The 22,853-nt window shown below is 73.0% G+C and carries 17 protein-coding genes; 12 read left to right on the top strand and 5 right to left on the bottom strand.

Going from position 1 to position 22,853, the window contains the following annotated elements; translation table 11 throughout:
- Nucleotides 1–67: 67 nt before the first annotated feature.
- The 3 genes from KMZ30_RS14845 to KMZ30_RS14835 all read right to left on the bottom strand — a co-directional run bounded on the left by KMZ30_RS14845 (nucleotide 68) and on the right by KMZ30_RS14835 (nucleotide 6,575).
- Nucleotides 68–1,435 (bottom strand): MATE family efflux transporter, encoded by a 1,368-nt coding sequence (locus tag KMZ30_RS14845; protein ID WP_215513265.1) that lies wholly within the window; start codon nucleotides 1,433–1,435, stop codon nucleotides 68–70.
- Nucleotides 1,436–1,539: 104 nt separating this feature from the next.
- Entirely contained in the window at nucleotides 1,540–4,869 is a 3,330-nt protein-coding gene (locus KMZ30_RS14840; protein WP_215513266.1) for a S8 family serine peptidase, read from the bottom strand.
- A 173-nt stretch (nucleotides 4,870–5,042) separates the two neighbouring features.
- Nucleotides 5,043–6,575 carry a gamma-glutamyltransferase gene (locus tag KMZ30_RS14835; RefSeq protein WP_215513267.1) on the bottom strand — a complete coding sequence of 511 codons (1,533 nt, stop codon included), beginning with the start codon at nucleotides 6,573–6,575 and terminating at the stop codon, nucleotides 5,043–5,045.
- Between the two features lie 73 nt (nucleotides 6,576–6,648).
- Here KMZ30_RS14835 and KMZ30_RS14830 point away from each other — a divergent pair, with 73 nt between their 5' ends.
- The 12 genes from KMZ30_RS14830 to KMZ30_RS14775 all read left to right on the top strand — a co-directional run bounded on the left by KMZ30_RS14830 (nucleotide 6,649) and on the right by KMZ30_RS14775 (nucleotide 19,622).
- Nucleotides 6,649–7,425 (top strand): S-methyl-5'-thioinosine phosphorylase, encoded by a 777-nt coding sequence (locus KMZ30_RS14830; protein WP_036828595.1) that lies wholly within the window; start codon nucleotides 6,649–6,651, stop codon nucleotides 7,423–7,425.
- Nucleotides 7,422–8,762 (top strand): amidohydrolase family protein, encoded by a 1,341-nt coding sequence (locus KMZ30_RS14825; protein ID WP_215513268.1) that lies wholly within the window; start codon nucleotides 7,422–7,424, stop codon nucleotides 8,760–8,762. Before KMZ30_RS14830 ends, KMZ30_RS14825 begins: the two co-directional genes overlap by 4 nt.
- Entirely contained in the window at nucleotides 8,759–9,259 is a 501-nt protein-coding gene (locus KMZ30_RS14820) for a cupin domain-containing protein (RefSeq protein ID WP_308279781.1), read from the top strand. Before KMZ30_RS14825 ends, KMZ30_RS14820 begins: the two co-directional genes overlap by 4 nt.
- Nucleotides 9,256–10,008 (top strand): SDR family NAD(P)-dependent oxidoreductase, encoded by a 753-nt coding sequence (locus KMZ30_RS14815; RefSeq protein WP_215513269.1) that lies wholly within the window; start codon nucleotides 9,256–9,258, stop codon nucleotides 10,006–10,008. The genes KMZ30_RS14820 and KMZ30_RS14815 overlap by 4 nt, the downstream gene beginning before the upstream one ends.
- A 112-nt stretch (nucleotides 10,009–10,120) precedes the next feature.
- A complete protein-coding gene (locus KMZ30_RS14810) occupies nucleotides 10,121–11,209 on the top strand; it encodes a BMP family ABC transporter substrate-binding protein (protein WP_215513270.1) in 1,089 nt (362 codons plus the stop codon).
- Between the two features lie 229 nt (nucleotides 11,210–11,438).
- A complete protein-coding gene (locus KMZ30_RS14805) occupies nucleotides 11,439–12,599 on the top strand; it encodes an ABC transporter permease (RefSeq protein ID WP_051749954.1) in 1,161 nt (386 codons plus the stop codon).
- 2 nt (nucleotides 12,600–12,601) lie between these two features.
- Nucleotides 12,602–13,639: an ABC transporter permease gene (locus KMZ30_RS14800; protein WP_215513271.1), complete on the top strand. Its 1,038-nt coding sequence runs from the start codon at nucleotides 12,602–12,604 to the stop codon at nucleotides 13,637–13,639.
- On the top strand, nucleotides 13,639–15,288 hold the full coding sequence (locus tag KMZ30_RS14795) for an ABC transporter ATP-binding protein (protein ID WP_215513272.1): 1,650 nt from the start codon (nucleotides 13,639–13,641) through the stop codon (nucleotides 15,286–15,288). Before KMZ30_RS14800 ends, KMZ30_RS14795 begins: the two co-directional genes overlap by 1 nt.
- Before the next feature lie 395 nt (nucleotides 15,289–15,683).
- Entirely contained in the window at nucleotides 15,684–16,841 is a 1,158-nt protein-coding gene (locus KMZ30_RS14790) for a ferredoxin reductase (protein WP_308279782.1), read from the top strand.
- 43 nt (nucleotides 16,842–16,884) lie between these two features.
- A complete protein-coding gene (locus KMZ30_RS14785) occupies nucleotides 16,885–18,180 on the top strand; it encodes a fatty acid desaturase family protein (protein ID WP_215513273.1) in 1,296 nt (431 codons plus the stop codon).
- Between the two features lie 172 nt (nucleotides 18,181–18,352).
- On the top strand, nucleotides 18,353–18,838 hold the full coding sequence (locus tag KMZ30_RS14780) for a CAP domain-containing protein (protein ID WP_215513274.1): 486 nt from the start codon (nucleotides 18,353–18,355) through the stop codon (nucleotides 18,836–18,838).
- Nucleotides 18,839–18,872: 34 nt separating this feature from the next.
- A complete protein-coding gene (locus KMZ30_RS14775) occupies nucleotides 18,873–19,622 on the top strand; it encodes a sulfite exporter TauE/SafE family protein (protein WP_308279783.1) in 750 nt (249 codons plus the stop codon).
- A gap of 17 nt (nucleotides 19,623–19,639) precedes the next feature.
- On the opposite strand, the gene KMZ30_RS14770 is transcribed toward KMZ30_RS14775, so the two are convergent.
- Nucleotides 19,640–21,061: a L,D-transpeptidase family protein gene (locus KMZ30_RS14770; protein WP_215513275.1), complete on the bottom strand. Its 1,422-nt coding sequence runs from the start codon at nucleotides 21,059–21,061 to the stop codon at nucleotides 19,640–19,642.
- A 269-nt stretch (nucleotides 21,062–21,330) separates the two neighbouring features.
- Nucleotides 21,331–22,836, bottom strand: a complete 1,506-nt coding sequence (locus tag KMZ30_RS14765) for a CoA-acylating methylmalonate-semialdehyde dehydrogenase (RefSeq protein ID WP_215513276.1) — start codon at nucleotides 22,834–22,836, stop codon at nucleotides 21,331–21,333.
- Between the last annotated feature and the right edge of the window lie 17 nt (nucleotides 22,837–22,853).

The raw sequence follows: 22,853 nt of genomic DNA, 5'->3' as shown, positions 1-22,853 counted from the left end.
GCGTGTGGAACCGCCGGGCGTCCCCGGCGGTTCCACACGCGTTCGCGAGAGGGGTCCGGGAGGGGGGTCAGCGGGCCGCGCCGGTGACCATCCACCGGTCGGTGCGCACGCGCAGCCACAGCAGCGTGCCGCGCACGGCCATGAACGCCGTGAAGGCCAGCCACAGCCAGATGAGCGCGTGCTCCTGCCCGAGGACGCTGCCCCCCTCGAGGAGCCAGTCCGCCGCCGCCCGCACGCCGAGCGCGACCGGCACGTAGGCCACGAGCGTCCCGACCATCGCGGCCGCGAGCCACCGGCCGTCCCCGGCCCCGATGAGCACGCCGTCGACGACGAAGACGAACCCCGACAGCGGCTGCTGGAGCGCGACCACGGTCAGGCCCGCCGCCACCGCCGCCTGGACCGCGGGGTCCGGCGTGAACCAGGCCCCGACCCACGGCCGGACCGCGAGGACGAGCAGCCCGAGCACGACGCCGCCGAGCACGCCCCAGCGGACCATGAGCCGGGTCGCCGCCCGCGTCCGCGCCACGTCCCCCGCGCCGAGCGTGCGACCGGTGATGGCCTGCGCCGCGATGGCGAGGGCGTCGAGGGCGAAGACGAGGAAGGACCAGAGCGTCGCGGTGACCTGGTAGGCCGCGAGCGGCACGTCCCCGAAGCCGGCGCCGACCCACGTCGTGAGCAGCAGCACGGCGCGCAGCGCCAGGGTCCGGACGAGCAGGGGAACGCCTCCGCGCGCCGCGGCGAGCACCCGCCCGGGATGGGCCCGCAGCGGCAAGCGGGCGCGCCGGGCCTCGCGGACGAGCACCGTCCCGAGCACGAGGGCCATGCCCCACTGCGCGACGACGGTGCCCCAGGCGGACCCGGCGATGCCCCACCCGAGCCCGTGGACGAACCAGAGGTTGAGCAGGGCGTTGGTGCCGAACCCCCCGACCGCGACGACCAGGGGTGTGCGGGTGTCCTGCAGGCCCCGCAGCACGCCGGTCGTCGCGAGGACGACGAGCATGGCGGGGAGCCCCGCCGCCGAGACGGCGAGGTAGGTGGTGGCCTCGTCGACGACGGCCGCGGAGGCCCCGAAGGCACCCGACAGCTCCCGGGCGAAGAGGGCGACGAGACCCGCCGTCGGCACCCCGAGCCCGACCGCGAGCCAGGTGCCGTCGAGCCCGGCCGAGACCGCACCCTCCCGGGAGCCGGCACCGAGCCGGCGCGCGACGACGCTCGTCGTGCCGTAGGCGAGGAAGACGAACACGTTGGCGGCGGTCAGCAGCACCGCGCTCGCGACGCCGAGCCCGGCCAGCGGCTCCACCCCCAGCCGTCCGACGATCGCGGAGTCGACGAGGAGGAAGAGCGGCTCGGCGACGAGCGCGAGGAACGCCGGGACGGCCAGGCGCAGGACCTCACGGTGCTCGGACGGGGAGGGGCCCTCGGTCGTCGCGCTCACCCCGGCACTCTCGCACGCCGCCCCCCACCGGGCGGCGCAGCGTTCACCGCACGCGGAAGGGCCCCGCGGGACGTACCCGCGGGGCCCTCCGTGCGACGCGTGCGTCAGCTCTGCGCCGGAGCCGAGACGAGCACCGAGCCCGTCCCGAGGACCGCACCCTCCGAGGAGAGCAGGTTCATCTCCCCGAACAGCTGACGGCCGTTCTCGGCCGCGGCGTCGGGCGAGATGGCCCCGTTGACCGTGACCGAGGCGCCACCCGCGAGGGTGAGCGCGCCCGACGGCACGTCGAGCGTGCCGAGGGCCGGGCTGAAGAACACGTCACGGTAGTCGTACTCCGTCGAGCCCGCCGGGACCGAGTAGCCGTCGATGACGACGGTGTACGTGCCCGGTGCCGGGTTGGCGATCGAGACCGCCTCCTCGGAGTCACCGTCGGCCGACTGCGCCACCTGGTTGCCGTCGGCGTCGTAGACCGTGAGGTCCAGGTCGGCGCTGAGGTCCGAGGTGTTCCCGATCGCCGCGTCGAGGCGGGTTGCGCCCTCGGGCACGACGACCTCGTACGTGGCCTGGTCACCGTCGGCGATGGTCGCGCGCTCGGCGTGGGCCGAGCCGAGCGAGCCGCCGCGCGGGGTGACCGAGGCGGTGCCGAAGTCGTTCTTCACCGTCCAGGAGACCGGGGTCGACTCACCGACGGGGGCGTCGACGGTCTGGGTCGCCGGGTCGACCGTGAGGCCCTGGACGGCCGCGGTCAGCACGAACGGGTTGTCGAGGAACGGCGAGGTGCGCCGCGACTCGACGAGCAGCTCCCACACGCCCGGGATCGGGTTGGCGTAGGCCCGGGACTGCGGCTTGCAGGCCGCCGGGTCGCTGTAGTTCGTGTAGCAGAACGGCGTCGACGTGGTGTCGACCGGGACGCCGTACGGGTTGAACGCGATCCAGCGGACCTGGCTCTTCGTGGCGATGCCCGACAGGTTCACCTGGAGCGCCTTGGCGCCCTCCGGGACGGTGACGAACACGCGCTTGAACAGGTTGCGCTGCACCGCGCCCCGGGTGACCACGGAGTACGACGGCTTCGCGACGTCCTGCGACGCCACGACGGCGAGCATGATCCGGTGGTCGACGAGCTTCGTCGTCGGGTCGTCGATCTCGAGGATCGCCGAGTGCAGACCGGTGGTGCGGGCCTTGACCGTCACCGGGATGCGGGCCTCGGTGCCGCGGTTCATCGTCACGCTCGACTGCGCCGAGAAGGTGCCGTCGTTGCCGATGATCCGGACGTTGTGCTTGATCTTCGAGCCGGAGCCCGTCGTCCGCGTGACCTTGATCGTCCGGGTCAGGGCCTTGTTGACCGTGAGGCCACCCTTGCCGGCGGGGCAGTCGATGTAGAGGCCGGTGCCACGGTCGGGGGTCACGAGGAAGTCCGACAGGGCGGTGCAGACGTTGGCCGAGGTGGAGTACTCACCACGGACGCCCGGCCGACCCTTGAGCAGGTTCCACGCCCCGGGGACGTCGGTCTGGCCCGTGCCCTGGCCGACGGCCTCGAGCGACTTCTGGTAGTCGGCCGAGGTGTACATCGACTCACGCAGCTGCTTCGGGGTGATCGGCGTCCGCGTCTGGAAGCCGGCCGAGAGCAGGAGGGCCGCCGCGCCGGCGGCCTGCGGGGAGGCCATCGACGTGCCGTTGAACATCGCGTACCCGATGGGCAGCTCGTAGCCGGCCTCGGCGAGGTCGGGCTGCTTGAGCCACTGCGGCACGGTCGAGATCGCCGAGCCCGGGGCCATGATGTTCGGCTTGAAGCCGCCGTCCTCACGCGGACCGCGCGAGGAGTAGTTGTGCAGCGCGAGCTTGCTCGAGACCTCCGAGCCGTAGTTCGCCAGCCAGGTCTCCTTCGAGACCGACGAGGCGACGCTCACGACGTCGGTCGCGACCGAGGGGTCACCGACCGTGTTGATGCCCGCACCGGAGTTGCCGGCGGAGATGAACAGCTGGACGCCGTAGACGTCGATGAGGCGGTTGTAGAGCTCCGCGCGGGCGTTCGCCCCGTCGTTGAGCGCCGGGAGGCCGCCGATCGACATGTTGACGACGTCGACGCCGCGGTTGGCGACGAGGTCGACCATGCCGTCGGTGAGGGCCGCGTTGGTGCAGCCGCCACCCCAGGTGCAGGCGCGCGAGGAGACGATCTTCGCGCCGGGGGCCTGGCCGTCCATCGCGCCGCCGAAGAGGCTGTGGCCGGCCGCGATGCCCGCGACGTGCGAGCCGTGCGCGTCCTCGACGATGCCGATGTTGACGAAGTCCGCGGTCGTGCCGACGTAGGGCCCGCCGTACGGGCTCATGTCGACGTCCTCGCGGTACTCGACGACGAAGGGCATGCTCTCGACGACGTCCGTGTCGGGGTCGTCGGTGCCGAAGTGGCCCACGTCGTACTTCTCGTTGTACGGGCGCATCAGCTCGTCGTCGGAGAACTCGGTGTCCTGGTTGCTGTCGACCCAGATGTCGTGGGTGTCGGCGTCGTAGAGGATCCCGAAGCGGTCGCTGGTGTCGCCGTCACGGTTGACGTCGCCCTCGGGCTCGCTGCCCGCGGTGATCGACTCGGAGAACCGGCTGAACATGAACGTCCCGCTCTTGGGGGCGGTCCAGGTGCCGGTGATGCCCTGCACCTCGAACGTCGGGTCGGCCTCGACCTCGGTGAGCATCGGGCGCCAGGTGGCGTCCCCGTCGAAGATCGGGTCGGTGGCCGTCACCCAGTCGACGATCTTGCGCTCACCGGTGGACGTCGTGGCCAGCGCCGGGTGGTCGAGGTCGACACCCGAGTCGAGGACACCGATGGTCACGCCGCGGCCGTCCCACTTCGGGTTGGCCTTCTTGAACGTCGTGGACCCCGTCTCGCGCGTCGGCATGTAGGGGTTGGCGTCCGGCGTGGACCGGCCCGGGGCGGCGACCGCCTTGGCGACACCGGCCTTGCCCTCGGTCCCCGGCGTGGGGACCTTGACCGACTCGTCGAGGTCGACGGCGCGGACCTTGGTCAGCGCGGCGACACCGGGGACGGCCTTGGTGGGCACGCTCGCCCGCACGTAGCCGACCTTGTCGTTGGTCATGCCGACGAACCCGCCCTGCGCGCGGATCGAGGCGGCGACCTGCTTGGTCGTGCCCTTGTCGACCGCGAGGATGACCGTGACCCGCTTGGTCCCGGCCGCCTGCGCCTTCTCGAGCAGCTGCACGTCGTGCTGGCCGAGCTTCTTCTCGGTCGTGGAGGCCGAGGGGGTCTCCTTGACCTCGGTCTTCTGGAGCGTGGCCTGGGGGGCCTTCTCGCGCAGGGTCCCCGGGTCACCGGGGCCCTTCGCGACGGCGCCCGCCGCACCGAGCGACCCGGTGGTGAGGGCTGCGGCGGCCAGGCCGGCGAGCGCGACGCGCCCCGACCTGTGAGAGAGGGGATGTCTCATCGGTGTCCTGTTCTTCCCCGCGACGCACTCTGCCTGCGTCTGAGCAACGGTGGCGAAAGGCAACCACGGATTCCGCGCGTTGGGAATAGGTCCCGGGAAACCCGTGGACTTCTTTGCCAACTGCTGACCTGCCGGTCACGACCGCGCCGGCCCGCGACGGGTCCCCGGGCCCCTCAGGAGCCGCCGAGGACGGCGACCGCGGCCTCCCGCCGGGGGTCGCCGGCGGCGCTCAGCACGCCGTCCTCGGAGCGGTACGCGGCGCCGACCCCGCCGAAGTACATCGAGAGGGCGCCGTGGTCGGTGGCGGCCAGGCCGGCCCGGTGGACGGCCGCGGTGATGGCCGGGTCGGACTCGTGCTCGACGACGGGTCGGCCGCCGGCGTCGAAGCGGACGTGCAGCCGCGGCGCCTCGATGGCGGTCGTCAGGTCGGCGCCGTGGAGGCACCCCTGGCCGAGCACCTGCATGAGGGCGGTCGTGATGCGGTCGGCGCCGGGGGACCCGACGGCGATGACGCGGCCGTCGGCGGTGCGGCCGGTCGTCGGCGCCATGTTGGACGCGAGCCGGGTGCCGGGCGCCAGGGCGTGGAGGCCGAGCCGGTTGAGCTCCGGCTCCCCCAGCGCGTTGTTGAGGAGCATCCCGGTGCCCGGCACCGTGATGCCGGCGCCGTAGCCCGCGGACACCGTGACGGCGCAGGCGAGCCCGTCGGCGTCGACGGCCGAGACGTGCGCGGTCGAGGCGGAGGTCGGCAGGCCGGCGAGGCCGTGGCGGTCGACCGAGGCCAGGAGCGCGTGCCCCGCGGCGTCGAGGTCGGGCGAGACGTCATGGACCTCGAGCCGGTACCGCAGCACGGCGAGCTGGACGGCGAGCACGTCGTCCCAGTCGTAGGAGCCGCGGCGCGCGAGCTCGCCGAGCATCACCGCGAGCATCGGGCCGCCCACCGACGGAGGCGGGTTCGCGGCGAGGTCCCAGTCGCCGACCGTCCGGCGGACCGGGTCGCGCTCGAGGACCCGGTAGGCCGCGAGGTCGTCGGCGGTCACGAGGCCGTCGTGCGCGGCCATGTCGGCGACCATCGCCCGACCCACCTCGCCCGTCGTGAGGACCGAGGCGCCGTCCCTCCCGACGAGGTCGAGGACGTCGGCCAGCAACGGGTTCGTCGCGACGTCGCCCGCACGCAGCGGCGAGCCGTCGTCGCGGGTCACGACCCGGTGCGCCTCCGGGTCGGTGCCGAAGAGGCTGCCCGCCACGAACCCGAGGTACCGGGCGGCGGCGCCCCCCATCGGGTACCCGTCGCGGCAGGCGGCGGCCGCCGGGGCCACGACGTCGGACCATCCCGCCCGCCCGAAGCGGGTCACGACGTCCTCGCACGCCGCCGCCGCGCCGGGGGTCGCCACCGACCCGTGCCCGGCGAACATCGTCACGCCGCCCCCGTACTCGGTGTGGACCTCGCGCACGCCCTGCCCGAAGGCCTCGCGGGGGAGGCCGCGGCCCGGCATCTCGACCGTGCCGTCGACGAGGACGGGCTCGCCGTCGGCGCCCCAGACCGACACGAAGGCCCCGCCGCCGAGCGAGACGATGCCGGGCTCGGTGGCCATCGCGGCGAGCGCCGCGGCGACGGCGACGTCGACGGCGTTGCCCCCGGCGTCGGCGAGGACCCGGCCCGCCGCGAGCGACACCGGACCGGTCGCCGCCAGCGCCACCTCACCCATGGAGCGGCATCCTGCCACCGCCCGGACCGCTCGCGTGGCCGCCGTCCGTGACCGGGCGGTAGCGTTCGGGAGCATGAGCCGCCCGCCCCTCGCCGTCGTCGCCGGGACCGGCTTCTACGACCTCGAGGCCCTCGAGGACCGCACCGAGGAGACCGTCGACACCCGGTGGGGCCCGGCGCGGGTCACCCGCGGCCGCTGGCACGGGCTGCCGGTCGTGTTCCTCACCCGGCACGGCCCGGGCCACTCGGTGCCGCCGCACCTCGTCAACTACCGCGCGAACATCCGCGCGCTCGCCGACCTCGGTGTCGAGGACGTCGTCGCCGTCAACGTCACCGGCTCGATCGACCCCGACCTCGCCCCCGGCGACCTCGTCTGCCTCGACGACTTCCTCGACCTCACGAAGCAGCGGCCGCTCACCTTCTTCGACGGCTCCGGGCCCGAGGGCGTCGTCCACGTCGACGTCTCGGCGCCGTACCACCCGGCGCTGCGCCGCGAGCTGCTCGACGCCGCCGCCGCGGTGGGCCGACCGATGCGCGACGGCGGGGTCTACGCCGCCTTCGAGGGGCCGCGCTTCGAGACCGCCGCCGAGATCCGGCTCGCGCGCCTGGCCGGCGGCGACGTGGCCGGGATGACCGGCGTCCCCGAGGTCACCCTCGCCCGCGAGGCCGGGCTGCGCTACGCCGCGGTCTCGCTCGTCGTCAACCCCGCGACGGGGGTCGGCGACGCCGACGAGCCGATCACCATGGCCGAGATCGACGCGGTGCTGGCCCGCAGCCGCGACGCCGTGCTCGCCGTCCTCGACGAGCTCGTCCACACCCGGGCCACGTTCAGCGAGGAGGACGCCGGATGAGCCGGCTGGTCATCGACGGCGCCGCGTACGTCGTCACGGTCGACGACACCGACACCGTCCTGCGGGACACGACCGTCGTCGTCGAGGACGGCACGGTCACCGAGGTCCGGCCGGTGGCCGACGGCCCGGTCGACGGCGACGAGGTCCTCGACGCCCGCGGCCGGCTGCTGATGCCGGGCCTGGTCAACCTCCACACCCACCTGCCGATGACGCTGCTGCGCGGCCTCGCCGAGGACGTCGACCTCCAGGGCTTCCTCACCCGCGTCTGGGCGGCCGAGGGCGCGGTGATGGACCCGCCGACCGTCGAGCTCGGCGCGACGCTCGGGGCGCTCGAGTCGCTGCTCGGCGGCTGCACGACCCAGCTCGACATGTACTTCCACCACGAGGCCGCGCACCGGGGCGCGGTCGCGGCGGGCAGCCGGCACGTCATCGGCCCGGTGTTCATGGACGGCCCCGGCCCCGACGGCCTCGCCTGGGAGGAGCGCATCGCCCTGATGCGGGCCTGGCCGGCGGCGATGGCGGCGCTCGGCGGCCCGGCCGTGCCCGTCTCGGCGATGCCGCACGCGACGTACACCTGCTCCCCCGAGAACCTCGCCGAGGTGCTCGCCACGCTGCGCGACGTGCGCGGCGCCGGGCCCGCCCTGCTGACGACCCACGTCTCGGAGAACGCCGCCGAGAACGACGACGTCGCGGCCCGCTACGGCGCGACCCCCACGGAGGTCCTCGCCGGCGCCGGCTGGCTCGACGGCGACCTCCCGCTCGTCGTCGGCCACGGGGTGCACCTCTCTGAGGGCGACCGCGAGCGCCTGGCCGCCGCGGGCGCCGCCGTCGCGCACTGCGCGGGCTCGAACCAGAAGCTCGCGAGCGGGGCGCTGTCGTGGGAGGAGGTGCGCGAGAGCGGGGTCCGCCTCGGCATCGGCACCGACGGCTGCTCGAGCTCGAACGACCTCGACATGTGGCAGGCGATGCGCCAGGCCGCGCTCCTGGCCCGGCTGACGAGCGGCCGTCCCGACGTCGCGAGCGCCCACGCGGTGCTGCGCGCGGCGACGGTCGACGGGGCCCGGGCCCTCGGCCTCGGCGACGTGGTCGGGTCCGTCGAGGTCGGCAAGCGCGCCGACCTCGTCCTCCTCGACCTCGAGAAGCCGCACCTCACACCGGTGCACGACGTGCACGCGCTCCTCGTCTTCGCGGCCGGGCGCGCCGACGTCACCGACGTCCTCGTCGACGGCGAGGTCGTCGTGCGCGGCGGGCGCAGCACCCGCGTCGACACTCCTGCCCTTCTCGCGCGCGCCCGCGAGGTCGGGGCGAGCGCCCGGGCGGCCGCGGAGGCCTCGTGAGCGCGGCGGCGGGCATCCCCCAGGTCGAGCCACCGGACGAGAGCGCCGAGGAGGTCATCGACCGGCTCGGCATGGTCCCGATCCCGGAGGAGGGCGCCTGGTACGTCGCCGGCCCCCGGACCCAGGGCCTCAACGCGATCACCGTGCTGCTGACCAACCGGCCCGACGGGTTCTCGGCGATGCACCGGCTCACGATCGACGAGGGCTGGCAGTGGCTCGGCGGGGCGCCCGCCGCCCTGCTGCGGCTGCGGCCCGGTGGTTCCGGCGTCCTCAACTACGTCGGGGGCGAGCACTCGCAGGTCCTCGTCCGCAAGAACACGTGGATGGGCGCGACGACCCTCGGCTGGTGGACGCTCCTGTCCTGCTGGTGCGCGCCGGCCTTCCGTCCCGAGCACTTCGAGCTCGGCCGCCGCGAGGACCTCGTGGAGCAGTACCCGCAGTTCGGTGAGGAGATCCGCACCCTGACCCGCGAGCAGCCGGTCGGGCGGATGCGGTGACCGCGCTCGTCACCGGCGCGAGCGGCGGGCTCGGCGCGGCCGTCGCCCGGGCCCTCGCGGGGGCCGGGCACGACGTCGCGGTCCACTACCGGGGCGACGAGGCCGGAGCGCGCGCCGTCGTCGCCGACGTCGGGGAGCTGGGCCGTCGGGCGCTGGCCCTCCACGCCGACCTCGACCTCGAGGCCCCCGCCGACCTCGACGCCGCCTGCGCCGACCTCCTCGCGCGCTGCACCGAGGGCCTCGGTGCCCCCGACGTCGTCGTGCTCAACGCCTTCCCCCAGCACCACCTCGCGTGGGACGACCTCGACGCCGCCGCGTGGGACGGCTACCACCGGGCCGGCCTGCGCCCGACCGCCGTGCTGCTGCGCCAGGCGGCGGCCGGGATGGGCGCCGGCGGGGCGGTCGTCGTCGTCGGCTCGATCGAGGGGCTGCGGGCGATGCCGACCCACACCCCCTACGCCGTCGCGAAGGCCGCGCTGCACCACCTCGTCGGTTCGGCCGCGCACGAGGTCGGGCCGCGCGGCGTGCGCGTCGTCGGGGTCGCGCCGGGCCTGGTCGACCGCGAGGGCCTCGCCGAGGCGTGGCCCGAGGGCGTCGAACGCTGGCGGGCGGCCTCGGCGCTCGGGCGGCCCGTGGGCCCCGACGAGGTCGCCGCCACCGTCGCCTTCCTCGCCTCACCCGGCGCGTCCGGCATCACCGGCACCACCGTCACCGTCGACGCCGGGTGGTCCGCCGCGCCCGGGTGGTGAGGAACCGGGACCTCTGGTAACGACCCCGCAACGAAGCCCGGCGGCGTGCGGTGAGAGGCGTTTCTGGCCGTAGCATCTGCTCGTCTGTCCAGCCCTCTCGAGGAGATCCTCCATGAAGTCTTCGCGTTACCTCGTCGCGGTCCCCGCGGCGCTCGCCCTGGCCCTCGCGGGCTGTGGCGGCAGCACCGGCACCTCCGGGTCCGGCAGCTCGGCCTCCGGCTCGGCCGCGGCCGGCGCCCCGACCGACGACTCGAACTGCGCGAGCGCCGACGTGTTCTGCATCGGCCTGGTCACCGACACCGGCAAGGTCGACGACAAGTCGTTCAACCAGTCGGCGCACGAGGGCGCGAAGGCTGCTCAGGCCGAGACCAACGGCTTCTACAAGTACATCGAGACGCAGGACGCCAAGGACTACGCGGCCAACATGGCCCAGTTCACCAACAAGAAGTACGACGTCGTCGTCACGGTCGGCTTCCTCATGACGGACGCCACGGTCGCCGCGGCCAAGGCCTCCCCCGACACCAAGTTCATCGGTGTCGACCAGGGCTACCCCGAGGGCACGACCGAGAAGAACCTCACCGGTCTGATCTTCCCCGAGGACCAGGCCGGCTACGGCGCGGGCTACCTCGCGGGCCTGATGACCAAGACGAACAAGCTCGGCCAGGTCCTCGGCCTCGAGATCCCGCCGGTCCAGAAGTACGCCAAGGGCTTCGAGGCGGGCGCCAAGGCCGCCAACCCGTCGGTCTCGGTCACCACCGTCTACCACCCCGCCGGCGACAACGCCTTCAACGACCCGGTGTGGGGCGGCGGCGAGGCCCGCAAGATGCTCGCGCAGAACGCGGACATCATCTTCGGCGCCGGCGGCAACACCGGCAACGGCGCGCTCCAGGAGGTCGCGAAGGCCTCCGGCGCGGGCACCGACAAGTTCTGCATCGGCGTCGACACCGACCAGTGGGACACCGTCCCGGCCGCGCAGCCGTGCCTGATCACCTCGGCCGAGAAGCTCATCTCGAAGGGCGTCACCGACACCATCAAGACGGCCAAGGACGGCGAGTTCTCCGGCATCCAGACCCTCGGCCAGGCGGGCCTGTCGTCGTTCCACGACTTCGACGCCACGATCCCCGAGGACGTCAAGACCAAGGTCGCCGACATCGTCAAGCAGATGGAGGCCGGCACGCTGCAGACCGGCGTCACCCTCTGACCGACGCGGTCACCGGTCAGCGCCGCTGACCACCCGCCCGAGGGGGCGGGCATCCCGACCGGATGCCCGCCCCCTCGGCACGTCGGTCGCCGTCGGCGCCGCCCCCGCCCCCGGCCGGGTCGCCCTCGGAAGAACCTGCCCAGAGCGCGCCCGAGCGTCGGGCACCCCCGCACTTCCGCCCACCGGGCCCTCGGGCCACACTGTGGGCACCCCGAGTCATTGGAGACCCATGTCCGACACCCGCACGGCGGAGAAGACTCCGCCGCCGCCCGCCGAGGATCCGCAGCAGCGCGACCGGGGCGGGGCTCTCGCGTTCCTCGTCAGCCACCAGAGCGGCGTCGTCATCGTCGTCGCCCTCCTCATCTCGCTCCTCGTGGGCGCGGCGCTCATCCGCTACCAGGGCGTCGACCCCTGGTACGCGTACACGACGCTGTTCAAGGAGGCGTTCCAGAACGACGCGTACACGCGCACGCTCCAGAAGACGGCGCCGCTCGTCCTCACGGGGCTCGCGGTCGTCCTGCCGCTGCGGGTCGGGCTGTTCAACATCGGCGGCCAGGGGCAGTTCGCCACCGGCGCCATCGCGGGCGCGTGGGTCGCCTACGCCGCGGGCGGGGCGGGCTGGCTCGGCGCGCTCCTCGGCATGCTCGCCGGGCTCGTGGCCGGGGCGCTCGTCGGGGTCCTCGTCGGCGTCCTCAAGGCCTGGCGCGGGGTGCACGAGGTCATCTCGACGATCATGCTCAACTACATCGTCGCGGGCGTCACCTTCTGGCTCGTCGTCGGCCCGCTGCAGGCGGAGTCCTCGAAGACCAGTGGCATCCCGCAGACCGAGGCGATCCCCGAGTCGAGCCAGATCGGCGCCGTCGGCGGCGTCCCGGTCGGGTTCCTCGTCGCCGTCGTCCTCGCCGTCGCGTGCTGGTGGATGCTCACCCGCACCACCCTGGGCTTCAAGCTCAACACCGTCGGCGCGAACAAGAGCGCGGCCGGCTACGCGGGCATCTCGATCCCGGCCATCACCGTCCTCTCGCTCGCGCTCGGCGCCGGCCTCGCCGGGCTCGGTGGGGCGCTCGAGGCCGAGGGCACGCTCTTCCGGTTCGAGCCGGCCATCGTCGGCACGCTCGGCTTCGACGGCATCACCATCGCGCTACTCGCCCGGGCCAACCCGCTCGCGACGATCCCGGCCGCGTTCCTCGTCGGCATCCTGCGCACCGGCGCCGCCGGCCTGCAGTTCGCGACCCAGACGCCCGACCTCCCGAGCGGCATCACGCCCGAGATCGTCGACGTCCTCCTCGCCGTCATCCTCCTCATGGTGTCGATCCCCGTCCTCGGCAAGTGGCTCTTCCGCAGCCGCGCCGCCAAGGTGAGCGTCGCCTCGACGAGCTGGGGGAGCTGAGCATGGCCTGGGTGCAGAAGAACCGCACGACGCTGGCCATCGCAGCCGCCGTCCTCGTCGCCTCGTACGTCTTCTACTACGCGAAGAACGACATCGCGCCGTCGATGTTCGGCGCCGCGTGGGGCTACGCCATCCCCCTCGTCCTCGCCGCCCTCGTCGGTGTCATCGGCGAGCGCTCCGGCGTCGTCAACATCGGCATCGAGGGGCAGATGCTCCTCGCCGCGTTCGCCGGCTTCTTCGGGGCGGCCTACAGCGGCTCGATGATCGTCGGCATCCTCGCGGGCATCGGCACCGGCCTCATCGCCGGTGGCTTCCTCGCCTGGACGACCGTGCGCTGGCGGATGGACCAGATCATCGCGGGTGTCGTGCTCAACATCATCGCCACCGGCATCACGTCCTTCTACCTCAAGTCGGGGCAGACCCTGCCGGGCGTCATCCCCAACGTCGACGTGCCGGTGCTCGGCAGCATCCCGCTCATCGGCGAGACGTTCTTCAGCGGCCGCAGCGCCATCGCCCTCGTCGCCATCGCCGCCGCGGTGCTCGTGCACCTCTCGCTGTTCCACACCCGCTGGGGCCTGCGCACCCGCGCGGTCGGCGAGTACCCGTCGGCCGCCGACACCGCCGGCATCAACGTCGAGCGGCTGCGGATCGTCAACGTCACGCTCGCCGGCTCGCTCGCCGGCCTCGCCGGGGTCTACCTGTCGATGGACGCCTCGAGCTCGTTCGAGCGCGGCATCACCGCCGGGCGCGGCTTCCTCGCCCTCGCGATCATGATCATGGGCGCGTGGCGGCCGCTGCGGGCCTTCGTCATGGCCCTGTTCTTCGGCTTCGTCAACGCGATCGCCAGCCAGCTCCAGCAGTCCGGGCTCGGCCAGGGCGAGGGCACCGGCTTCTTCCACGGGATCGTCGGCGCCATCACCGCGCCGCAGATCCTCGGCACCCTCCCCTACGTCGCGACGCTCGTCGTCCTGGCGCTGGCCGCGGGCCGGGTCCGCGGGCCGGCGGCGGCCGGGCAGCCCTACGTCAAGAAGGACCAGTGATGAGCGACCCCACGCCCACGGAGGGCACCCCGCGGCCGGTCGGGCACGACACCTCGCGCGAGCACCTGGCCGCCCACGTGACGAACGAGGCGATCCTCGACCTGCCGCCGGAGCAGTCCGGCTTCGGCGAGGGCAACGTCGGCGAGGTGCTGCTCGACATCGAGGGACTCTCGAAGTCCTTCGGGTCGGTCCGCGCCAACCGCGACATCAGCCTCCGCGTCCGGCGCGGCGAGATCGTCGCGCTGCTCGGCGAGAACGGCGCCGGCAAGTCGACCCTCGTCAACCAGATCTTCGGCCTCATCACGCCCGACACGGGCACAGTCGCGGTCAAGGGCGACACGACGCCGATCAAGGACCCGAAGGACGCCATCGCGCGCGGCATCGGGATGGTGCACCAGCACTTCCAGCTCGTGCCCGTCATGACGGTCGCCGAGAACATGGTCCTCGGCCACGAGACGACCCGCGGCGGCGGGGTGCTCGACCTCGAGGCGGCGCGGCGGATGGTTCGCGAGCTCTCGGAGCGCCACGGCCTCGCCGTCGACCCCGACGCCGCCGTCGAGGACCTGCCGGTCGGCACCCAGCAGCGCGTCGAGATCCTCAAGGCGCTCTCGCGCAAGGTCGACCTGCTCATCCTCGACGAGCCGACCGCGGTGCTCACGCCGCAGGAGACCGACGAGCTGCTCGGCGTCATGAAGGAGCTCGCCGACTCCGGCACCTCCATCGTCTTCATCACGCACAAGCTGCGCGAGGTGCTCGCCGTCGCCGACCGCGTCTACGTCCTGCGCCAGGGCCAGGTCGTCGGCGAGGTCGCAACGAAGGACACCGACGCCCGCGGGCTCGCGACGATGATGGTCGGCCGCGAGGTCGTCCTGTCCATCGACAAGGCGGCGGCCACACCCGGCGAGACCGTGCTCGAGGTCGAGGACCTCCACGTCCGCGACGACCGCGGGCTCGGCGCCGTCAACGGCTTCACCCTCTCGGTGCGGGCCGGCGAGATCGTCGGGGTCGCCGGCGTCGAGGGCAACGGACAGCGCGAGCTCGTCGAGGCCCTCGCCGGGATGCGCAAGGTCGTCTCCGGACGGATGGCGCTGGGCTCACTCGACCTCACGAAGGCGAACCCGCACCAGACCCACCACGCGGGCGTCGGCCACGTCCCGGAGGACCGCGAGAAGCACGGCATCGTCGGGTCGTACTCGATCGCCGACAACCTCGTCCTCAACGAGTTCGACCAGGCGCCGTACGCCAAGGGCGGGGTGCGCCAGTTCGACGCCGTCCGCGAGAACGCCGAGCGGCTGCGCGAGGAGTTCGACATCCGCTCCAGCGGCGTCGGGCAGAGCGCGGGGTCGCTCTCGGGCGGCAACAAGCAGAAGGTCGTCGTCGCGCGCGAGATGTCCTTCGAGCCGAAGCTGCTCATGGCGGCCCAGCCCACCCGCGGCGTCGACGTCGGGTCGATCGAGTTCATCCACCGGCGGATCGTCGAGGCCCGGGACGCGGGCGCCGCGGTCCTCCTCGTCTCGGCCGAGCTCGACGAGATCCTCTCGCTCTCGGACCGGATCGCCGTCGTCCACGGCGGCGCGGTCGTCGCCGAGATGGACGCGAAGGACGCGGACCGGACGGAGATCGGCCGCCTCATGGCCGGCGACCACTGACCCGCAGCGCCGACCACACGCAACACCCTGACGACAGGCACCACGACGACCCCCGTCGGCCCGGCCGACGGGGGTCGCGCGCGTCCGGTCGAGGTGGAACCCGACCACGAGAAGGTCCCTCTTCACCTCGACCGGCGAGCGGCATGGGGGTTCGAGGTGACACCCGACCACGGGAGGGTCCTGTTTCACCTCGACCCGATGCGACGCCGCGCGCCACCATCTGACGCTCCCCTCATCTCGACTGATTGCGAGTTCCGCCGCTCGACGCGCCGCTGGCGGGCGTGTCGAGCGGCGCAACTCGCAAGAAGTGCAGGTCGGGGGGTCGTGGCTGATCGCTTCCTGAGAAGTGACCCTACGGTGTCGTAACTTACGGATGCGTAGGTTACGCTGGCGTAGTGAGCACCTCCACCGCCGACCGAGCGACCCCCCGCGGGGCCACGCGGCCGCGCCTCGGGGCACACACCGACGGACCCCTGGGCGGCCTCGCCCGCGGCGCCCGTCGGGTCGCCGAGGCCCTCGCCACCCCGCTCGTCCCCGCCGACTACCTCGACCTCCTCGACCCGATGCGGGCCGGCGCCGACCTGCGCGGGCGCATCGTCGAGGTCCGTCCCGAGACCGACGACGCCGCGACGGTCGTCATCCGCCCGGGCCGTGGCTGGCGCGGGCACGTGCCCGGCCAGTACATCCGGATCGGCGTCGACATCGACGGCGTCCGCCACTGGCGCGCCTACAGCCTGACCCACCGCGCCGACGGCACCGCCGCGGCCGGCCTCCCCGCGGGATGCATCGCCATCACGACCAAGGCGATCCCCGAGGGCAAGGTCAGCAGCCACCTCGTGCGCCACGCGACCCCGGGCACCCTCGTGATGCTCGACCAGGCGACCGGTGACTTCACGCTGCCGACGCCCGCCCCCGCGAAGGTCCTCTTCCTCACCGCCGGCAGCGGCATCACGCCGGTCATGGGGATGCTGCGCAACCACCTCGGCGAGCTCGCCGACGTCGCGCACGTCCACTGCGCCCCCTCCGAGCGCGACGTGATCTTCCACCGCGAGCTCGCCGGGCACCACGCCGCCGGCCGGCTCGCCCTCAGCCTCAACCTCGACGACGTCCACGGCGTCCTCGACCTCGCCCGCCTCGACACCCTCGTCCCGGACTGGCGCGAGCGCGAGACCTGGCTGTGCGGCCCGACCGCGCTGCTCGACGCCGTCGAGAAGCACTGGGCGAACGCCGGTGTGCCCGAGCGCCTCCACGTCGAGCGCTTCCGCCCGAGCGTCGTCGAGCCCGGCGAGGGCGGCACCGTCACCTTCGCCCGCAGCAGCCGCATCGTGGAGGCCGACGGCGCCACCGCCATCCTCGACGCCGGCGAGGACGCCGGCGTCCTCATGCCGAGCGGCTGCCGGATGGGTATCTGCTTCGGCTGCGTCGTGCCGATGCGCTCCGGCGCGATCCGTGACCTGCGCACCGGCGAGGTCACCGTCCACGAGTCCGACGAGCCGCTGCCGGTCCAGACGTGCGTCAACGCCGTCGCCGGCTCCTGCGAGCTCGACCTCTGACCACCCGACCGCCCTCCCGACCCCTCCACGGAAGGACCACCCCATGACCCTCGCCCCCGAGCGCACCCCCGCCCACGGCTCGAGCAAGCCGCACGGCATCAACCCGCGCCTGCGCGTCGCGTCCGACGCCCCGCGCCCCCAGCGCCCCGCCCTCAAGAAGTCCGGCCGCCCCAACCCGGCCGCGCACCTGACCCCCGAGCAGATCGAGGGCATCGGCCACGAGCTCGACGCCCTGCGCAAGGAGGTCATGGACTCCCGCGGCGAGCGCGATGCGGCCTACATCCGCAAGGTCATCAAGGTCCAGCGCTACCTCGAGATGGGCTCGCGCGCCGCGCTGCTCTTCAGCGGCGTCAAGGTCAAGGGCTTCCGCCCGGCCTGGTGGATCGGCACGGCCGGCCTCTCGGTCGCCAAGATCCTCGAGAACATGGAGATCGGCCACAACGTCATGCACGGCCAGTGGGACTGGATGCGTGACCCGAAGATCCACTCGACGGCGTGGGAGTGGGACAACGCCTCGCCGGCCAGCCAGTGGAAGCACAGCCACAACGAGATCCACCACACCTTCACCAACGTGCTCGGCCGCGACAACGACCTCGGCTACGGCATCCTGCGGGTCGACGAGGACCAGAAGTGGAGCCTCTTCTACCTCTTCCAGCCGATCTGGCACGTGGGCAACGCGCTGCTCTTCGAGTACTCCATCGCCGCCTACGACCTCGAGCTCGGCGGCTACCTCGCGAAGAAGCACCGCCTCAGCGAGGAGGACAAGGCCGAGTTCCGCAAGAACCGCGACGAGGTGCTCGCGAAGATCCGCCGCCAGGCGACGAAGGACTACCTCGTCCACCCCGCGCTATCGGCCGTCACGGGCTCGGCCCGCACGACGCTCACCGCGAACGTCGTCGCCAACCTCGTGCGCAACGTGTGGACCAACACGGTCATCATCTGCGGCCACTTCCCGCCCGGCATCTCCACCTTCGAGAAGACCTCGATCGACGGCGAGACCCGTGGCGAGTGGTACCTGCGCCAGATGCTCGGCTCCGGCAACATCTCGGGCACCAAGGCGATGCACGTGATGACCGGCAACCTCAGCCACCAGATCGAGCACCACCTCTTCCCGGACATGCCGAGCAACCGGTACGCCGAGATCGCCCCGCAGATCCGCGACCTCATGCAGCGCCACGACCTGCCCTACGTCACCGGCAGCCTCTGGAAGCAGGCGGCGTCGGTGTACTGGAAGGTCGTCGAGCTCTCGCTGCCGAACAAGGTCGAGGGCCGGCGCCGCCGCGACATCGTCCGTCTCGAGCTGAAGAAGTTCCAGCGCCGCCGGCAGCGGCGCCGCTGAGCGACGGCACCACCGCACGGGTGAGGGGTCGGCCGGTCGGCCGACCCCTCACCCGTCCGTCGTGCGGCCGCCCCGCCGGCCGTGGCATGGTGGCCGGGCGCCGTCATCCCTGCCCGGCGCATCCCTCTGTCACCCCGCGCCCGCGTGGCGCGACCACCCCCGAGGTCCTGCGATGCCCGCTTCCCTGCCCGTCCGTTCCCTCCTCGCCACGGCCCTCGCGGCCCCGCTCGCCGTCGGCGCCGTCGTCACCGCCGCCCCGGCGCAGGCCGCGATGCAGCCGTTGGCCCAGGAGGTCATCACCCGCGTCAACGCCGAGCGCGCGAAGGTGGGGTGCTCCCCGCTGCGTGCGAGCGAGGCGCTGCGCAGGGCCGCCCAGGCCCACAGTTACGACATGCGGACGAAGAACTACTTCAGCCACACCTCGAAGGACGGGCGCTCCCCGTGGGACCGGATCCGCGCCACCGGGTACCGGTACGGCTCGGCCGAGAACATCGCCGCGGGCCAGCGCACCGCCAAGGCGGTCGTCGACTCGTGGATGAAGAGCACCGGCCACCGCAAGAACATCCTCAACTGCGGCAACAAGGCGATCGGCGTCGGTGTCTCGCAGGGCAGCGGTGACTACTCCATCTACTGGACGCAGGACTTCGGCACGCGCTGACCCCGGCGCCGCTGCGCCCGGTAGCGTCCGCGCGGTGGACCTGCTCGGTGGTGGCCTCGTCGCGGCCGGCCTCATGGCCGTCGCGGCGGTCGTCATCGGCTACTCCAAGACGGCGCTCGGTGGCCTGGCCGTCGTGTCCGTCGCGATCTTCGCGTCGGTCCTGCCGGCCCGGCAGTCGACCGGCGCCATCCTCGCCGTGCTCGTCGTCGGCGACCTCGTGGCCGTCGCGCACTACCGCCGGGACGCCGACTGGTCGCTCATCCGCCGCCTGCTGCCGGCCGTCCTGCCCGGGCTCGTCCTCGGCTCGCTGTTCCTCGGGGTCGTCGACGACACGACGCTGCGGCGGAGCATCGGTGGCATCCTCCTCGTGCTCGTCCTGCTCCAGCTGTGGGTCAAGCGACGCAGCGACGGCGGCGGCAGCGACGTCCACGAGCGCCGACCCGTCGCGTGGGCCGCGGGCACCGGCGTCGGCTTCGCGACGATGACCGCGAACGCGGCCGGCGCCGTCATGACGCTCTACCTGTCGGCGTCCGGCATCGACAAGCGACGGTTCGTCGGCACCAACGCGTGGTTCTTCCTCATCGTCAACCTCGTCAAGGTGCCGTTCTCCGTCGGCCTCGGGCTGCTGCACCCCGCCGACGTGGGACGCGCGGCCCTGCTCGCGCCGCTCGTCCTCGTCGGTGGCCTCCTCGGCTACGCGACGGTCCGGCGGATCGGGCAGGGCACGTTCGACGTCGCGGTGCTCGTCGCCTCGGCCGTGGCCGCCGCGGCCCTGCTCGTCTGAGCCGGCGCCCGGCCCGGTCAGTAGTGGCTGGTGACCGTCGTGCCGATGGTCGCGAAGTCGTAGACCCACTTCGCGACCGGCACCGGCAGGTTGATGCAGCCGTGCGACGCGGAGTACCCGAAGGTGCTGCGCCACGGCGCCCCGTGGAGGGCGAAGCCGCGGTGGAAGAACGAGGACCACGGCACGTCCGGCGTCTCGTAGTTCGTGCCGTCGGCGTTGCTGCCGCGCATCGTCATCAACGGGTTCTTGTAGTACACCTGGAACGTGCCGGTGACGGTCGGCTTCTCGGCCGAACCGTTGACCATCGAGATCGGGCCGTAGACGACCTTCGCGCCGACGTAGGCGGTCATCGTGTGCTTGCTGAGGTTGACGTCGATCCACTTCTCCCCGACCGCGGCCGGGTAGGCGAGCTTCTCGGCGCCGGGCGCGACGGTGCGCTCCTCCCAGCCGGCCGGGACGGTGGTGTACTGCAGGGTGCCGGCGTACTTCGTGTGGCGGCCCAGCGCGGCGACGACCTCGGCGGCCAGCGCATCGGTGTCCTTCGCGGTGCGGCCGTCGACGGCCTCGGTCACGACCCGGCGCACGGTGCCGTCGGCGTCCAGGTAGCGCAGACCCTTCACCGGGGCTCGCTTCGCGTCCGTCGCGACCGAGTCGACCCAGGCCCGCACCTTCTTCGCGTCGACGGTCGGGGTCCCGAGCACCCCGTCGGTCGTCGGGATGGTGACCCACGACGCCTTGCGCGTCGTGAGGGCGGAATGCTTCTCGTCGCCGTCGCTGATGCTCACCGACGTGCGCGCGACGGCGTTCGCCGCGTCGGCGACCTCCTGGGCCCGGGCGGTCGTGACCGCCGGGGCGCGCTCGACGAACTCGACGTGCGCGGTGGCGGGCTGCATCGCCCGGGTGGCGCGCTCGACGACGTCCTGGAAGCTTGCGGGGTCGACGGTGCGGCCGGCGACGGCGGGGACGACCGTGAACGACTTCTTGCTCGGGGCGAGGCGCACCTGCGCGTCCCGCCCCTTCTCGCCGGCGGCCCCGACGAGGCCGGCGACGGTCCGCTGCACGGTGGCGTCGTCGGTGGTGACGACCGCCGCGGCGTCGCGGCTCGAGACGAGGGAGCGGGCGTACTCGGACCACGAGCGGTGGTCGGCGGCGAGCACCGCGTCGACGGTGGCGTCGACGTCGACCCGGTAGCCGAGCTCGGCGGGGCTCACGGTGCGGGTCGTGCCGCCGGCCTCGACGGTGACCCGGAGGGCCTCCGCCTGCCGGCTCACGGCCGCGGTCAGCTCGGAGCGGGTCATGCCCGCCACGTCCACGCCCCCGACGCTGCTGCCGGGCAGCGCGCGGTCCTGGTAGTGCGCGGCGTAGGCGGTGCCGGCGCCCCCCAGCGCCAGCGGGACCGCCACGGCGGCGGTCAGCAGCAGGGTCCTGCGCGTGCTCATGTCTGGTCCGTCCTCGTCCCCGGGTGGCGCGCGCAGAGGCCACGCACCGCACCTCATGATGGAGCAGGTGGCGTCGTCCGGCCACACGACCGGGGCCCGACGGGCGTCACGAAGTGACAACGATGCACGCACGCCCCACGCGCCCCACCATCCCCACGCCCCCTCACGCCTCACCTTTTCGGGGTCACCCCGAAATGTCCACGAGACCCCGGCTCGGAGCCGGGGTCTCGTGGACAAAGCGGGGTCTCGGCGCCCCGGCAGCGGCGCCGTCAGACGTTCTGCGGGAAGCCGAGTTCGATGCCGCCGTGGCTCGGGTCGAGCCAGCGCGAGGTGACGACCTTGCCGCGGGTGAAGAAGTGCACGCCCTCCATGCCGTGGGCGTGGGTGTCGCCGAAGAGGCTGTTCTTCCACCCGCCGAAGGAGTAGTACGCCATCGGCACGGGGATCGGCACGTTGATGCCGATCATCCCGACCTCGACCTCGTGCTGGAAGCGCCGGGCCGCGCCGCCGTCGTTGGTGAAGATCGCCGTGCCGTTGCCGTACTGGTTGGCGTTGATCAGCTCGATGGCCTCGTCGTAGCTCTTGGCGCGGACGACCGACAGCACCGGCCCGAAGATCTCGTCGGTGTAGACCGACATCTCGGGGGTCACGTCGTCGAAGAGCGTGGGGCGCAGGAAGAACCCCTCGCCGTCGGCGTCGACGTCGCCCTCGCGGCCGTCGACGACGAGCGTGGCGCCCGCCTCGACGCCGGCGTCGAGGTAGGAGGCGACCTTGTCGCGGTGCTGCTTCGTCACGAGCGGGCCCATGTCGCAGCCGCGCGTGCCGTCGCCGGTGACGAGCTTGCCCATCCGGTCCTTGATCTTCCCGACGAGCTCGTCGGCGATCGGCTCGAGCGCGACGAGCGCGGAGATGGCCATGCAGCGCTCGCCGGCCGAGCCGAAGCCGGCGTTGACGGCGGCGTCGGCGGCGAGGTCGAGGTCGGCGTCGGGCAGGACGACCATGTGGTTCTTCGCGCCGCCGAGGGCCTGGACGCGCTTGCCGTGCGCGGTCCCGGTCTCGTAGACGTACTTCGCGATGGGGGTCGAGCCGACGAACGAGACGGCGCGTACGTCCGGGTGGGTGAGCAGCGCGTCGACGGCCTCCTTGTCGCCGTGGACGACGTTGAGCACGCCGTCGGGCAGGCCGGCCTCCTTCCACAGGGCGGCGACGGCGTTGACCGCCGACGGGTCCTTCTCGGAGGGCTTGATGACGACCGCGTTGCCGCAGGCGATGGCGACGGGCACGAACCACAGCGGCACCATCGCCGGGAAGTTGAACGGGCTGATGACGGCGACGACGCCGAGGCTCTGCCGGATGGAGTAGACGTCGACCTTCGTCGAGGCGTTCTCGGTGAAGCCGCCCTTCATGAGGTGCGGGATGCCGCAGGCGAACTCGGCGACCTCGAGGCCACGGGTCACCTCGCCGACCGCGTCGGAGAGGACCTTGCCGTGCTCGGCGGTGATGAGCGCGGCGATGTCCTCCTTGCGCTCGTCGAGCAGCTGGCGGAACGTGAAGAGGACCTGCGTGCGCTTGGCGAGCGAGGCGTCGCGCCACTCGTCGAGCCAGGCCTGCTTCGCGCGGCCGACGACGTCACCGACGACCTGCGCCGAGGCGAGGTCGAGGACGCCGGTCTGCGCCCCGGTGGCCGGGTTGTAGACGGGGCTCGTGCGCTCGGCGGTGCCCTCCCACGGGGTGCCGGCGACGAGGTGGGTGATGCGGGTGGGGGTCGAGCTCACGGGTATCGGTCCTTGTC

Source organism: Phycicoccus mangrovi (assembly GCF_018729305.1).
Classification (GTDB): domain Bacteria; phylum Actinomycetota; class Actinomycetes; order Actinomycetales; family Dermatophilaceae; genus Phycicoccus; species Phycicoccus jejuensis.
The sequence above is the reverse complement of the archived record's forward strand: the minus strand, read 5'-3'. Positions and strand labels throughout refer to the sequence as shown.